The 12,763-nt window shown below is 58.8% G+C and carries 15 protein-coding genes; 8 read left to right on the top strand and 7 right to left on the bottom strand.

What is annotated here, in order from left to right; genetic code table 11:
• Positions 1-57: 57 nt before the first annotated feature.
• The 6 genes from ACR0LF_RS07820 to ACR0LF_RS07795 form a co-directional block, all read right to left on the bottom strand.
• On the bottom strand, positions 58-246 hold the full coding sequence (locus tag ACR0LF_RS07820; RefSeq protein ID WP_480579366.1) for a hypothetical protein: 189 nt from the start codon (positions 244-246) through the stop codon (positions 58-60).
• Positions 247-339: 93 nt separating this feature from the next.
• Positions 340-1,311 (bottom strand): sterol desaturase family protein, encoded by a 972-nt coding sequence (locus tag ACR0LF_RS07815; protein WP_480579364.1) that lies wholly within the window; start codon positions 1,309-1,311, stop codon positions 340-342.
• Positions 1,308-1,694: a hypothetical protein gene (locus tag ACR0LF_RS07810; protein ID WP_480579362.1), complete on the bottom strand. Its 387-nt coding sequence runs from the start codon at positions 1,692-1,694 to the stop codon at positions 1,308-1,310. Before ACR0LF_RS07810 ends, ACR0LF_RS07815 begins: the two co-directional genes overlap by 4 nt.
• Positions 1,695-1,753: 59 nt before the next feature.
• Complete coding sequence (locus ACR0LF_RS07805; RefSeq protein ID WP_480579360.1) at positions 1,754-2,083, bottom strand: hypothetical protein; 330 nt, start codon at positions 2,081-2,083, stop codon at positions 1,754-1,756.
• Positions 2,084-2,167: 84 nt separating this feature from the next.
• Positions 2,168-2,536 carry a hypothetical protein gene (locus tag ACR0LF_RS07800; protein WP_480579358.1) on the bottom strand — a complete coding sequence of 123 codons (369 nt, stop codon included), beginning with the start codon at positions 2,534-2,536 and terminating at the stop codon, positions 2,168-2,170.
• Positions 2,537-2,599: 63 nt separating this feature from the next.
• Positions 2,600-3,166 carry a TlpA disulfide reductase family protein gene (locus ACR0LF_RS07795; RefSeq protein WP_480579356.1) on the bottom strand — a complete coding sequence of 189 codons (567 nt, stop codon included), beginning with the start codon at positions 3,164-3,166 and terminating at the stop codon, positions 2,600-2,602.
• A gap of 21 nt (positions 3,167-3,187) precedes the next feature.
• Here ACR0LF_RS07795 and argH point away from each other — a divergent pair, with 21 nt between their 5' ends.
• From argH to ACR0LF_RS07775, 4 genes are all read left to right on the top strand, one after another.
• Positions 3,188-4,576, top strand: coding sequence for an argininosuccinate lyase (gene argH, locus ACR0LF_RS07790; protein ID WP_480579354.1), 1,389 nt, complete (start codon positions 3,188-3,190; stop codon positions 4,574-4,576).
• Entirely contained in the window at positions 4,576-4,773 is a 198-nt protein-coding gene (locus ACR0LF_RS07785) for an argininosuccinate lyase (RefSeq protein WP_480579352.1), read from the top strand. The genes argH and ACR0LF_RS07785 overlap by 1 nt, the downstream gene beginning before the upstream one ends.
• A gap of 305 nt (positions 4,774-5,078) precedes the next feature.
• A complete protein-coding gene (gene lysA, locus ACR0LF_RS07780) occupies positions 5,079-6,344 on the top strand; it encodes a diaminopimelate decarboxylase (RefSeq protein WP_480579350.1) in 1,266 nt (421 codons plus the stop codon).
• Positions 6,345-6,380: 36 nt separating this feature from the next.
• The gene (locus ACR0LF_RS07775) at positions 6,381-8,924 is read left to right on the top strand and encodes a TIGR02302 family protein (RefSeq protein WP_480579348.1); all 2,544 of its coding nucleotides are present in this window, start codon (positions 6,381-6,383) and stop codon (positions 8,922-8,924) included.
• Between the two features lie 3 nt (positions 8,925-8,927).
• Here the strand turns inward: ACR0LF_RS07775 and ACR0LF_RS07770 are convergent, their stop codons facing one another.
• Positions 8,928-9,668, bottom strand: coding sequence for a zinc-ribbon domain-containing protein (locus ACR0LF_RS07770; RefSeq protein WP_480579346.1), 741 nt, complete (start codon positions 9,666-9,668; stop codon positions 8,928-8,930).
• Positions 9,669-9,850: 182 nt separating this feature from the next.
• Here ACR0LF_RS07770 and ACR0LF_RS07765 point away from each other — a divergent pair, with 182 nt between their 5' ends.
• The 4 genes from ACR0LF_RS07765 to ACR0LF_RS07750 are packed head-to-tail and all read left to right on the top strand — an operon-like array spanning position 9,851 to position 12,756.
• Positions 9,851-10,528, top strand: coding sequence for a cell division ATP-binding protein FtsE (locus ACR0LF_RS07765; RefSeq protein ID WP_480453316.1), 678 nt, complete (start codon positions 9,851-9,853; stop codon positions 10,526-10,528).
• Positions 10,525-11,424 (top strand): cell division protein FtsX, encoded by a 900-nt coding sequence (locus tag ACR0LF_RS07760; protein ID WP_480579344.1) that lies wholly within the window; start codon positions 10,525-10,527, stop codon positions 11,422-11,424. The genes ACR0LF_RS07765 and ACR0LF_RS07760 overlap by 4 nt, the downstream gene beginning before the upstream one ends.
• On the top strand, positions 11,424-12,164 hold the full coding sequence (locus tag ACR0LF_RS07755) for a lysophospholipid acyltransferase family protein (protein ID WP_480579342.1): 741 nt from the start codon (positions 11,424-11,426) through the stop codon (positions 12,162-12,164). Before ACR0LF_RS07760 ends, ACR0LF_RS07755 begins: the two co-directional genes overlap by 1 nt.
• Positions 12,151-12,756, top strand: coding sequence for a pyridoxamine 5'-phosphate oxidase family protein (locus tag ACR0LF_RS07750; RefSeq protein WP_480579340.1), 606 nt, complete (start codon positions 12,151-12,153; stop codon positions 12,754-12,756). Before ACR0LF_RS07755 ends, ACR0LF_RS07750 begins: the two co-directional genes overlap by 14 nt.
• Positions 12,757-12,763: the final 7 nt, after the last annotated feature.

Below are 12,763 nucleotides of genomic sequence, written 5' to 3'. Positions count from 1 at the left end.
TCGGGGTAAAGAGATGAATCTGCGGTTAAGGGATCAGAAGAATTTTGGAAGGTGGCTTCAGCGGGCCGATTGCCATGCGCGCGCCAGTGACGTCGCTGCTCCGAGTATCGCCCCCATGGCCCCCAAAGCCATCATCGCAAAACCCAGCGCGATCAGAGATGCGACAGCACCAACAAGGGCAGCAAACATTGCAAGCAGTACCCCGAACAACCCAACAAAGGTTGAGATGATTGCTAGACGATTCATGCCGACCCTCGCTCACTCTTACGCCAAACCTGACTTCCGATATGGCGTGGACAGAGAGAATTTCAAGGAGCCGGGAGGTCTTAGTAGGCAGGTTCAGGCCCGTTTTGCCTGTCCGCTGGGCAGGTTTTTGTCGAATTGCTCAAATCCGGGCGTTCCGCGATCCTCTGGGTGGCGGGCCAGATGCTTGGCCTTGATCTGCTCGGAATTGTCTCGGCTGCCATCATGGCTGTAGCCCGGCGGTGCAAAGCAATAGGCCAGCCTCTGGCGCAGGGACAGGCCAGGTTGTGTGGCGTCTTGCCATATGCCGACCCATTCATGGAACGCCACGCGCAACGGGTTGAAGGTGCCGATATTGTGAACCAACCCGTAATCGACCCGGTCGCTTTCCTGTTCAGGCACAAACGTTCCGAACATCTTGTCCCAGATGATGAAGACCCCGGCGTAGTTGCAATCCAGATAGCGGGCGTTTCGCCCATGATGAGCGCGGTGATGGCTGGGGGTGTTCATCACGGCCTCGAACCAGCGCGGCATTTTGCCGATCGCCTCGGTGTGGATCCAGAACTGATAGATCAGGTTCAGGCCGCCGACGAACAGAACCATCGCGGGGTGAAACCCCAGCAGGATCAGCGGCGCACGCACCACCATCATGAAGGTGAACGTATAGGTCCATGTCTGCCGCAACGCGGTGGTCAGGTTGTAATGCTGTGAGCTGTGGTGATTCACATGGCTGGCCCAGACCCAGCGGATGCGGTGCCCAAACCGATGCACCCAATAATAGCGCAGATCATCCAGCACAAAGCACAGGATGATTATGGGAATCGAGGTGCCCAGATTCAGCGGCGTGATCTGCCACAACCACATGAAAAACGCGTAGGCGATGAAGCCCAGCAAAAAGCCGGACGCGATGTTTCCGGCCCCCATGATCAGCGAGGTCACCGCATCACGCGTTTCATACCGCCCGCCTTTGCCTTTGACCGCGATCCACAGGAATTCGGCCAGAATCGCAGCAATGAAAAAGGGGACGGCCCATTGCACCGCATCGGGAAAACTTATGTGGTCTGTCATGCGGGCTCCATCAGGTCACGCCAAAGGCGGCGTTCGAATTCGTCCAGGCGGATGAGTGTTTTGGGCACCGAGAATTCGTGAAACTGAATCTCAAAGCCTTCGGAATGTTCCAGAAGATCAAAACCCTGCAGATGCCGGGCGACGGTGTCAGCCCCAAAAGACCAGAGCAGTCCGTTACCGGTACTGGTGCGGATCACTGCGGCGTGGCCATCATGGGCTACCGTCACGTCGACCACTTCGTCGTCCGGAAAATGCCGCGCCCATTGCGTGCGTGCGATGTCCGGCGTCAGCATCACCTGCCGCGATCTGCCAGACAGATGCAGCAACAGGGTGATACCGGCTATGCCGCCGACCACCAGCACCAATAGAATTTCGAGTGGCATTCCATCCTCCTGAGCGCAGAGTGCAAAGGAGTTGAAACTGTGTCAAAGGTGGCGTGACGTCAGCTTTTTTCCAGCCGTTCCAGTATCTCGTGCTGCACCACACGTTCGACGAAGGGCACCAGCCCATCAGGGCCGGATGCCCGATCCTTGAGGTGGATGCAGATATCGGGTCTGCGCGCAGCGATCATGCCGACCATTTGACCGCGCACGGTATCATCCAGACCTGCGCCCATAATCGCGCAGACAATACGCGGCTCAGCTTCCAACTGCCTGCGAACTTCATCGGGATCATGCGCACCCAGCCATTGGATCGGCAGATGATCCAATTGCCGTGCCACATCACCGATCACATTTGGCAACCGTCCGATCAGCAGTACGACGGGTTTCATCATTGCCTCCATTTCAACTATAACACCGGCCCTGCCCGGCAGGGCAGAGACAGTATATCACGAGATTGAAATGGGCTGATGTCTTTAGTTGTTGATCGAATAAACGGTTGTTTTGCCCTTGCCTTTTTCACGTGTCATTCGGGCTGTGGTCCCGTCAATTTCCCAAAGCTGACAATCGGTGCCCAGTGCTTTGCCTTCCAGCACGCCGTTCCGGCACCAGAATTTTTTGTTCCAAACCCAGGTTCCGCTAAATTTTTTGCCACTTTTCAGTTTGGCTGAAATCGTGCCATCCGCATTTGCAACAAACACATTGCCTTGTTCGTCGATCAGCTTCTTGCCAACCAACTCAGCATTGAACTGTTTCGCTGTTTTGATCCGTTTGTAGTCGGCGTGTGCAGTGCCAGCCATGGCCAGTGCACCTGCAACAGCGACGAAGAAAAAAACATGCTTCATATTGAACCTCCTACTCATAACGCGTGGGAGGGTACCACGATTCCGCAAATTTTTCTAAACGCGTTAACTTTCTGCGCCAACAAGCGTCGAGATGATCGCTTTCGCACTGTCCGAGTTCCATTCGGCGTCACCGATCAGGCGGGCGATTTCCTGACCTTCCGGGTTCAGAATCACCGTAATCGGCAGCGCAATCACTCCGAACTCGCGCGCAGCGGCCGAACTGGGATCCTGATGGCGGGGCAGGTTGGTGATGCCGTTCTCTTCAAAGAACTTATTGATGCCAGCGGGTGAGTTGCGCCCCGTAGCCAGTGTCAGCACCTGAAACTTGTCGCCGCCAAACTCGTCCTGAAGTTCAGCGATCTGAGGCATTTCTTTGCGGCAGGGCGCGCACCAAGTGGCCCAGAAATTCAGCAGCACATACTTGCCCTCGTAATCCGCAAGCGTACCGACGCCCCCGTCATCTTCCAGCTGGAACTCGATCGACTTGGCGGGTTTGGGTTCCTTGTGCAGGATCAGGCGTTTCAGGCTGTCTTCGCGCAGCGGGGCGAGTGTCTCGGCATCGGTCGCCAAAGCGGCATTTGCACCCAGCGCAAGGGCCATATAAAGGGGGATCAGACGAAATAGGCGCATATCAACTCCGGGTTTTCCAACATGACCGATCAATCCTCGAACCAGATGTGGGGCGGCCGCTTTGCCGCTGGACCAGACGCGATCATGGAGGCGATCAACGCCTCGATCGGGTTCGATCAGCGGATGGCAGCCCAGGACATCGCAGGCTCGCGCGCCCATGCCGCCATGCTCGCGGCCACAGGCGTTATAACTGATAGTGACGCCAACGCCATTCGGGAAGGGCTGCTCACCGTTTTGTCAGAAATTCAGAACGGAGAATTTCAGTTTTCGACCGCGCTGGAAGACATCCACATGAATGTCGAGGCACGGCTGAAAGAGGTGATCGGAGAGCCTGCGGGCCGTTTGCACACGGGCCGCAGCCGTAACGATCAGGTGGCGACCGATTTCAAACTCTGGGTCCGTGATCAACTGGATGCGGCAGAAACCGGGTTGCTGGCCCTGATCCGCGCGCTTTTGGCACAGGCCGAAGCCGGGGCGGATTGGGTCATGCCCGGGTTCACCCACCTGCAAACCGCGCAGCCGGTGACGTGGGGCCATCACATGATGGCCTATGTCGAGATGTTTGGCCGTGATCTGTCCCGCGTTCGCGATGCCCGCGCCCGGATGAACGAATCCCCGCTGGGTGCCGCCGCGCTGGCCGGAACATCTTTCCCCATCGACCGTCACATGACGGCTGAGGCGCTGGGCTTTGATCGCCCTTCTGCCAACTCTCTGGATGCTGTCAGCGACCGGGATTTCGCGTTGGAATTCCTGTCGACCGCGTCGATCTGCGCCGTGCATCTGTCGCGTTTTGCCGAAGAATTGGTCATCTGGTCCTCGGCCCAGTTTCGCTTTGTGACGCTGTCTGACCGCTTCTCGACCGGCTCGTCGATCATGCCACAGAAGAAAAACCCCGATGCGGCAGAACTGATCCGCGCCAAGGTTGGGCGCATCTATGGCGCCAACACCGCGCTGATGATGGTGATGAAGGGTCTGCCGCTGGCCTATTCCAAGGACATGCAGGAAGACAAGGAACAGGTCTTTGATGCTGCCGACAACTGGATGCTGGCGCTGGCGGCAATGGAGGGCATGGTCAAGGATATGACCGCCAACCGCGTGAGCCTTGCCGCGGCTGCCGGTTCGGGTTTCTCGACCGCGACCGATCTGGCCGACTGGCTGGTCCGCGTTCTCGGCCTGCCGTTCCGCGATGCACACCACGTCACCGGTTCGCTGGTTGCGATGGCTGAAAGCAAGGGCTGCGACCTGCCTGATCTGACGTTGGAGGACATGCAGTCGGTCCATGCCGAGATCACAAATGACGTCTACACTGTCCTTGGTGTCGATAATTCAGTAAACTCACGCCAGTCCTATGGCGGCACAGCGCCGGATCAGGTGCGTGCTCAGGTAGAAAGATGGAAGGCAATAGTGTGATGACTGCGCTGCGTGCAATCCTTATTGCGGTTTCCGGTCTGATACTGGCCGGGTGCGGTGCTGATGGTGAGCCTGTTCCACCCGCGCCCGCTCAGCCCACGGTCAGTGCAACCGTCGGGGTTGGCTCGAGCGGTGCGTATGTTGGCGGCGGCGTAGGTTTGAGCCGCGGGCCGCTGGGCATCTATCTGGGGTTCTGACCCAAACCTACATTGCGCATCGGTACCGCAAGCCTCATGTTGGGGAAGGGTACAGGTGTGGCAGGCTTATAAAGAAAAGGCGCTGAGTATGAGAACGTTGGGACTGCTTTTTGCATTAACAGCCTTGATGGCGTGCGAACCCTCTTCCGCAAGGCGTTCTGAACCGGTGGCAGAACCCAAGCAATCGGGCAGCGGCATATCGATCTCGGGTTACGGCCGGGTTGGCGTTTCGACCCGAAAATAACCGGGCCGAAGGGCTCGGAATCCATTGATCCGAGGCAGCCTTCTGGTCTAAGCGCGCAGATATGGATCACTTTCTCTACCGCGACGGCGCGCTTTACGCCGAGGATGTCCCTGTCTCCGAAATCGCAGCCGCGGTCGGAACGCCGTTCTATGTCTATTCCACGGCGACGTTGCTGCGGCATTTCCAGCTGTTCGATGATGCGCTTGAAGGTACGGATCACCTCGTTTGCTATGCGATGAAAGCGGCCAGCAATCAGGCGATCTTGAAGACGCTGGCACAGGCAGGTGCGGGGATGGACGTTGTTTCGGGCGGAGAATACCTGCGGGCCAAGGCGGCAGGCGTTCCGGGCGACAAGATCGTGTTTTCGGGTGTTGGCAAGACAGCGGATGAGATTCGCACGGCACTCACCGGTGGCATTCGCCAGTTCAACGTCGAATCCGAGCCTGAAATGGAAGTGATCAATGCCGTTGCACTGGAACTGGGCGTCGTGGCACCGATCACCGTTCGGGTGAATCCGGATGTGGACGCCAAGACCCATGCCAAGATCGCCACCGGCAAATCCGAGAACAAGTTCGGTATCCCAATTGCACGCGCGTCAGAAGTTTACGCCCACGCCGCCAGCTTGCCGGGGTTGGAGGTCATCGGGATCGACGTCCATATCGGCTCGCAACTGACCGAGCTTGAACCGTTTGAGCTGGCCTACACCAAGGTCGCTGAGTTGACGGAACAGTTGCGTGCCGAAGGGCACAACATCCGCCGTCTCGATCTGGGCGGCGGCCTGGGCATCCCCTACACCCGTTCGAATGATTCGCCGCCCTTGCCGATGGAGTACGGCGCGTTGATCAAGAAAACACTGGGCCATCTGGACTGTGAGATCGAGATCGAGCCGGGCCGTCTGATCGCGGGCAATGCGGGGCTGATGGTTAGCAAGGTCATCTATGTGAAATCGGGTGAAGGTCGCGATTTCCTGATTGTCGACGGGGCCATGAACGACCTGATCCGCCCAGCTATGTATGAGGCGCATCACGATATCGTCGCGGTGCAGGAACCTGCGGCAGGTGTCGAACAGCAACCCTATGACATCGTGGGCCCGGTTTGCGAATCCGGTGATACCTTTGCCAAACAGCGCAATATGCCACCGCTGATGTCTGGCGACCTGATCGCCTTCCGCAGCGCAGGGGCCTATGGCGCGGTTATGGCCAGCGAGTACAACACGCGCCCTCTGATCCCCGAGGTTCTGGTCAATGGCGATCAATTTGCAGTCATTCGTGAACGGCCAAGCTTTGACGAAATCATAAACCGCGATACCATACCTTCGTGGCTTTGACGCGATAACCGCTCGGGCCCAACCCGGAGGCCCGCCTTGACCGACAGATCAAACCTGCCCATTCCGCCCCTGTCCCTGTGGCTGACCCATCTCGGCATGGTGGCCGAGCAGGTTTTGCGCGCATTCTGGCCGGTGTTCTCGATTGTTCTGGTTTTGCTTGCGGCACTGATGCTGGGGCTTCAGGACCACGTTTCGGTGGAAATCGTCTGGGGAATTGGCGCGCTGTCTTTGGTGTCTTTTGTCGTGGCGGTCGTGCTTGGCCTGAAAAGGGTCAGTTTGCCATCGCGCGCAGACGCTCTGATGCGCCTGGATGAGACGCTGCCGGGTCGCCCGCTTCAGGCCTTGATGGATGATCAGGCTATCGGCGCTACGGACCGGGACTCAGTTGCCCTGTGGCAAGCGCACAAAGACCGGATGGCGCAACGTGCCGCGATGGCCGAGGCCGTGAAACCAGACCTGCGGTTGGCGTCACGGGACCCGTATGCGCTACGCTATGCGGCGTTGCTGGCTTTTTTTGTTGCGCTGATCTTTGGCTCGCTGTGGCGCGTGGGGTCGGTGGCGGATATGGCCCCGGGATCCGCGATCGCCGGGCAAGGCCCGACCTGGGAAGGGTGGGTTGAGCCGCCCCGCTACACGGGCCTTCCAACGCTGTATCTGGCGGATCAAACGGATGCCGAACTTTCCGTTCCCAAGGGCAGTCGGATCACCTTACGGCTCTATGGCGAGGTTGGTGCGCATAGCTTGACCGAAAACAGTTCAGTCTTGGGGGCCGAGGCTGTGACTGACCCGGAACAGGAATTCGTGGCCGAACGCTCGGGTCAGCTGCGCATTGACGGACCGGCAGGGCGGGAGTGGGCACTGCAGATCATTGACGACACCGCCCCACAGATCGCGGTTGACGGAGCGGCAGAGTCCGAGGCGGGCGGGCAGATGAAACTGCCATTCGTCGCCGCTGATGATTATGGCGTGGTTTCAGGTTCTGCCCTGATCGAACTTGATCTGGCAGCGGTTGATCGCCGCTATGGTCTGACGACAGAGCCAGAGCCGCGCGACGTGATTGAGATTGAACTGCCGATGCCCATCACCGGTGATCGGGCGGATTTTTCCGAGGATCTGATCGAGGATTTCTCGCAACATCCCTGGGCGCATTTACCCGTTCGGATTACTTTGATGGCTAAGGACGCGGCGGATCAGCAGTCGTCGTCCGAACCATATCTGACCGACCTGCCTGCTCGTCGTTTCTTTGATCCGCTGGCGGCGGCTGTCATCGAACAGCGCCGTGATCTGCTCTGGTCGCGCTCCAACGCGCCGCGCATTGCGCAGCTGCTGCGGGCTGTGTCGCACCTGCCTGAGGACCTGTTCCGTTCGGAGACAGCCTATCTGCGTCTGAGAGTCGTGCTGCGGCGGCTTGAGGCATTTGACCAATACGGTTTGAAACCCGAACAGCAGGCTGAGATCGCTCAGGCCCTCTGGGACCTTGCTGTGTTGATCGAGGACGGCACCTTGGCAGATGCGCTGGAACGGATGCGGCGCGCGCAGGAACGTTTGACCGAGGCGATGCAGAACGGGGCCAGCGACGAGGAAATTGCGGAACTCATGCAGGAGTTGCGCGAGGCGACGCAGGATTACCTTCAACAGCTGCAACGGCTAGCTCAGCAAAATGGTGAGGAAGGCGAACGTCAATCCGGCCAGAACGGCGAATCCCTGCAGATGACGCAGGATGACCTGCAACGCATGATGGACCGTATTCAGGAACTGATGGAACAAGGCCGTATGGCCGAAGCCCAGCAAGCGCTGGAAGAGTTCCAGCAGATGATGGAAAACATGCGCGTGACCCAAGGCCAGGGCGGAGGTCAACAGTCCGAAGGTCAGCAGGCCATGGAAGGTCTGGCAGAAACCCTGCGCGAACAACAAGGTCTGAGCGATCAGGCCTTCCGTGATTTGCAGGAACAGTTCAACCCGGGGGCTCAAACCGGTGAGAGCCAGGGCAACGAGGGCCGCAGCGGTGGGCTGGGCCGGGGACAAAGCCACGAAGGCCAGGGCGGTCAGGGTGAAGGTTCGGATCAGGCCGGAGAAGGCCAGCAGGGTCAGGGCTCACTTGCGGATCGTCAGCAGGCGCTGAGAGATGAACTGGGCCGTCAGCAGCAGGGTCTGCCCGGCGCAGGTACGCCTGAAGGCGACGCCGCGCGTGAGGCGTTGGATCGGGCCGGGCGTGCAATGGACGAGGCGGAACAGGCCCTGCGTGGGGATGATCTGGCCGAAGCGATCGACCGGCAATCTGAGGCTATGGAAGCCCTGCGTGAAGGCATGCGGTCACTGGGCGAAGCTATGGCGCAGAATCAGCAAAACCAGCCGGGGCAGGGAACGCAGGATGGCGACATGCAAGCCAACAACCGTGATCCTCTGGGCCGGAATCCGGGCGCTGCCGGGTCGATCTCGACGGATGAGAATTTGCTACAGGGTGAAGACGTTTATCGCCGCGCGCGTGAATTGCTGGACGAAATCCGCCGCCGCACCGGAGAATCGGACCGCCCCCAGATCGAGTTGGAATACCTCAAACGGCTGTTGGAGCGGTTCTAGACCTCAGTTCTGCGCGCCAGACCCTGCCTGAGCCTCAAGCCAGATGCGGGCCTGATCTACCAGCGAAACATAAGAGCTGAGTATCGGGTCGGCCTGAGGTACGGCCTCACCGATTTGCTGGGCGTTTCCGTAGATCAGATACAGCACCACGCCAATGATCAGCATCAGCGCAAAACCGCGCAGAAATCCACCCGATTTGCGGGGTGTCGGCACAGCCTCGTCCGCTTCGTCCGATCGCATGGTGGAATTGATCGCCTCAACATCCGGCAAGGCATCCTTTTGGCCGGCATCGACAGCCGTTTCCGAAGCCGAAGGCCGTTTTGGCCGCACCTTGGGTTCCGGCGGCGGATCAAGCCCAAGATCGGGCTGGCTTTCCAGGCTGCTGCCTTCTTGCGCGCGCAGTTCTGCCTCTCGGGCGGCTTCTTCTTTGAGGATGTTGGCAACGGAAGGATCGACATTGCCCGTGGACTCAGCAGGTTCTTCAACCTCTGGCTTGTCCTCTGATACCGGCTGTTCCACTGCGTCTGGCTCGGTATCTGGCTGAACTTCGGCTGCGTCAGCAGGTGCGTCTTCTTGTTCCGGTGTTTCTGCTTCGTCAGCCGGTGCATCTGCTGGTTCCGTGGGATGCTTGGCCTGAAACCAGGTCTGATCGCAGTTGGAACACTGCACGTCGCGGCCTTCCTCGGGGATGACCTCGTCAGGTACCTCGTACTGCGCACTGCAATTCGGACATGTAAGACGCATGCTGCCTCCTCGGCCGGGCGATGGGCCGATAATAGTTTTTTCAGTGATGATATTCCGTTAAGACCCAACAGCAAAGGGCGATTTCGGTTTCACGGGTCAAGTGTCACCAATTGGACTCGGTAGAGCCATTGAAACCGCCACAATGCTCGGGCAAGAAGAGCTGCAAAATAATGGGGGCACGAGTGATCGAGCTGGAAAATGTCAGCTATACCTATGGTGGCGGCGAATTGCTGAGTGATGTCTCAGTGCAATTGCAGCCGGGTTCGTTCCATTTTCTGACCGGGCCTTCCGGGGCGGGCAAAACGACGCTGCTCAAGCTGTGCTATGGGGCTTTGTTGCCAACATCAGGCCGTCTGAGCGTGTTTGATCAGGACGTTTCAGCCCTTGATCGGGATCAACTGGCCCTGCTGCGTCGCCGCGTGGGTGTTGTGCATCAGGATTGCCAGTTCTTGGACCATATGACTCTTGCCGAAAACGTCGCCTTGCCGCTGATGGTGTCGGGACGGTCTGAATCGTCAGAACAGGACAATCTGACCGAACTGCTAAGCTGGGTGGGGCTGGGCGCACGACTTGAAGCGCGACCACCTGAATTATCGGGTGGCGAACGCCAAAGGGCCGCTTTGGCCCGCGCCGTCATCCTGTCGCCTGACGTGGTTTTGGCGGATGAACCGACAGGCAACGTTGATTGGGAGATGTCGCAACGCCTGTTGCGCCTGCTGATAGAACTGAACCGGATGGGCAAAACCGTTCTGATCGCCACGCATGACCTGAGCCTGATCCGTGCGGCCAAAAGCCAGGTGCAGGCACGTGTCCTGCGTATCTCGCAGCGCAAGCTGCAACTGGCGGGGGCAGATTTATGATCAGCCCTGACCTTCAAAATCTGTTGCGTGGAGATAAACGGGCCGACCGCGTTGTTCCCCCAACCGGATACACGGCCCACCTGACTTTGTTTGTCGCCGGTGCCATGGCGTTTTTGGCCGTGTTTGCTTTGTCCTTGTCGCTGGCGTCAGGTCGGATCGCGGATCGTTGGGCTTCGGAACTGGCTGGCGCCGCGACCCTGCGCATCAACGCGCCCGCCGAGCAACGGGCAGCCCAGACCGAGGCCGCACTGAGCGTTCTAAGCCAGACACCCGGCGTGGCTTCGGCCCGTGCTTTGACGCAGGAGGAGCAGGCAGCTTTGCTTTCCCCCTGGTTCGGATCGGATCTGCCGCTGGATACGTTGCCCGTTCCGCAACTCATTGAAATCATTGAGGCCGAACCCGGCATGGACGTTGCAGGGTTGCGTTTGCGTTTGGGCGCCGAAGTGCCGGGCGCGGTGCTGGACGATCACACACGTTGGCGAGAGCCTTTGGTTGAGGCGGCGATGTCTTTGCGTCGACTAGGGTGGATTTCGATCCTGCTGATCGGTGGCGCGACCGCTGCGATGATCACACTTGCCGCCAATGCCTCGCTTGCCGCCAATGCGCAGATCATCGAAGTGCTGCGCCTGGTCGGCGCGCGCGACGGTTTCATCGCCGGGGCGTTCGTAAGGCGGTTCACCTATCGCGCGTTTTTCGGGGCCTCTGTGGGTACATTGCTGGGGATGACAGGTGTATTGCTGTTGCCCGAAGCTTCGGATGCGGGTGGTTTCCTGACCGGGGTGGGTTTTCAGGGCAAAGATTGGGTGTTGCCGGTTCTCATTCCAATCCTCGGTGCCTCCGTCGCCTTTTTCGCCACCTGGGCTGCGGCCCGACGCAAGTTGAAGGAGCTTTCCTGATGTCGATGGCTTTTCAATGGGTCCGTTCGTTGATCTTCATGATCGTGATCTACGCCTGGATGCTGATCCTGGGTATCGTTTTCCTGCCTTATGCGCTGTTTTCCAAGCGCGGGGCCCTGAAGGCGTGCAAGACCTATGCACGCAGCACCATGTGGCTGGCCCGTTGGATGGTTGGTATTCGGTGCGAAGTGCGCGGTACAGCCCCGACAAACGAAGTGGTCATTGGGGCAAAGCATCAGTCTTTCCTTGATATCATTATAATTTTCGACGCCATTCCGCACGGCAAATTCATCATGAAGCGCGAGCTGTTGTTTACGCCCGTCATTGGAATGTATGCACGGCGTTTGGGCTGTATTCCCGTCAATCGCGGCAAGCGCGGTGCAGCTGTGGCCAAGATGGTCAAGGATGTCTCGAAAGAGTTTTCGGAACCCGGTCAGTTGGTGATCTACCCGCAGGGGACGCGCGTGGCACCCGGAGCGAAGAAACCTTACAAGGTTGGCACGGCTGTCTTGTATGAAGGCCTCGGGTTTCCCTGCGTGCCAGTTGCGACGAATGCGGGGGTTTTTTGGCCCCGCACCGGCGTCATGCGCAAACCCGGGCTTGCGGTCGTTGATTTTCTTGAGCCGATCGAGCCAGGTGTTGCACGTGACGATTTTCTTGGCCGGTTGGAGAATGTGATCGAAACACGCTCGAATGAGCTGATGCGCGAAGTGGGGTTTGATCCGGATGGAGTACGTTGACGACATAGCCGCGCTGGAAGCGTTGTATGGCACGCCCGGCGCGCCATCCTTGCGCAAGGTTGTGCATCATCTGACGCCGTTTTACCGTCAGTGGATCATGGCCTCTCGGCTCTGTGTGCTCAGCACAGTTGGTCCGGAAGGCGTGGATGGCAGCCCTCGGGGCGATGATGGCCCGGTTGTGATTGAGCTGGATGCAAAGACGTTGGCCTTGCCGGACTGGCGCGGCAATAACCGTCTGGACAGTCTGCGCAACATCGTACGCGATCCGCGTGTCTCGCTGATGTTCTTTGTACCGGGATCCAATAACGTTATCCGGCTGAACGGATTGGCCCGCGTAACGGCGGATGAGGGTCTGAGGCATCGATTTGAACGCGGCGGTAAACGCCCTGCGACGGTTATCGTTATTGAAATCGCCGAGATCTACAGCCAATGCGCCCGTGCGCTGATACGTGCCCGCACATGGGCCAGCGGCGATGAAAGCGAAAGCCTGCCTACAGTTGGGCAGCTTTTGTCTGAAGCATCAGAGGGGGAAGAAGGCGGCGCGCAATACGATAGTGAATGGGCTGGGCGCGCCGCCAAAACGATGTGGTAGGCTGCGG

It is taken from the genome of Ruegeria sp. E8, assembly GCF_056533985.1.
Note: the sequence above shows the minus strand (reverse complement) of the source record. Positions and strands in the feature narration are given on the sequence as shown.

What these genes read in the sequence shown, in the direction of transcription:
- ACR0LF_RS07750 (WP_480579340.1), top strand. Translation starts at nt 12,151, where the DNA reads ATGGAGTACGTTGACGACATAGCCGCGCTGGAAGCGTTGTATGGCACG.
- ACR0LF_RS07760 (WP_480579344.1), top strand. Translation starts at nt 10,525, where the DNA reads ATGATCAGCCCTGACCTTCAAAATCTGTTGCGTGGAGATAAACGGGCC.
- ACR0LF_RS07805 (WP_480579360.1), bottom strand. Translation starts at nt 2,083, where the DNA reads ATGAAACCCGTCGTACTGCTGATCGGACGGTTGCCAAATGTGATCGGT.
- lysA (WP_480579350.1), top strand. Translation starts at nt 5,079, where the DNA reads ATGGATCACTTTCTCTACCGCGACGGCGCGCTTTACGCCGAGGATGTC.
- ACR0LF_RS07815 (WP_480579364.1), bottom strand. Translation starts at nt 1,311, where the DNA reads ATGACAGACCACATAAGTTTTCCCGATGCGGTGCAATGGGCCGTCCCC.
- ACR0LF_RS07810 (WP_480579362.1), bottom strand. Translation starts at nt 1,694, where the DNA reads ATGCCACTCGAAATTCTATTGGTGCTGGTGGTCGGCGGCATAGCCGGT.
- ACR0LF_RS07820 (WP_480579366.1), bottom strand. Translation starts at nt 246, where the DNA reads ATGAATCGTCTAGCAATCATCTCAACCTTTGTTGGGTTGTTCGGGGTA.
- ACR0LF_RS07755 (WP_480579342.1), top strand. Translation starts at nt 11,424, where the DNA reads ATGTCGATGGCTTTTCAATGGGTCCGTTCGTTGATCTTCATGATCGTG.
- ACR0LF_RS07785 (WP_480579352.1), top strand. Translation starts at nt 4,576, where the DNA reads ATGACTGCGCTGCGTGCAATCCTTATTGCGGTTTCCGGTCTGATACTG.
- ACR0LF_RS07800 (WP_480579358.1), bottom strand. Translation starts at nt 2,536, where the DNA reads ATGAAGCATGTTTTTTTCTTCGTCGCTGTTGCAGGTGCACTGGCCATG.
- argH (WP_480579354.1), top strand. Translation starts at nt 3,188, where the DNA reads ATGACCGATCAATCCTCGAACCAGATGTGGGGCGGCCGCTTTGCCGCT.
- ACR0LF_RS07770 (WP_480579346.1), bottom strand. Translation starts at nt 9,668, where the DNA reads ATGCGTCTTACATGTCCGAATTGCAGTGCGCAGTACGAGGTACCTGAC.
- ACR0LF_RS07795 (WP_480579356.1), bottom strand. Translation starts at nt 3,166, where the DNA reads ATGCGCCTATTTCGTCTGATCCCCCTTTATATGGCCCTTGCGCTGGGT.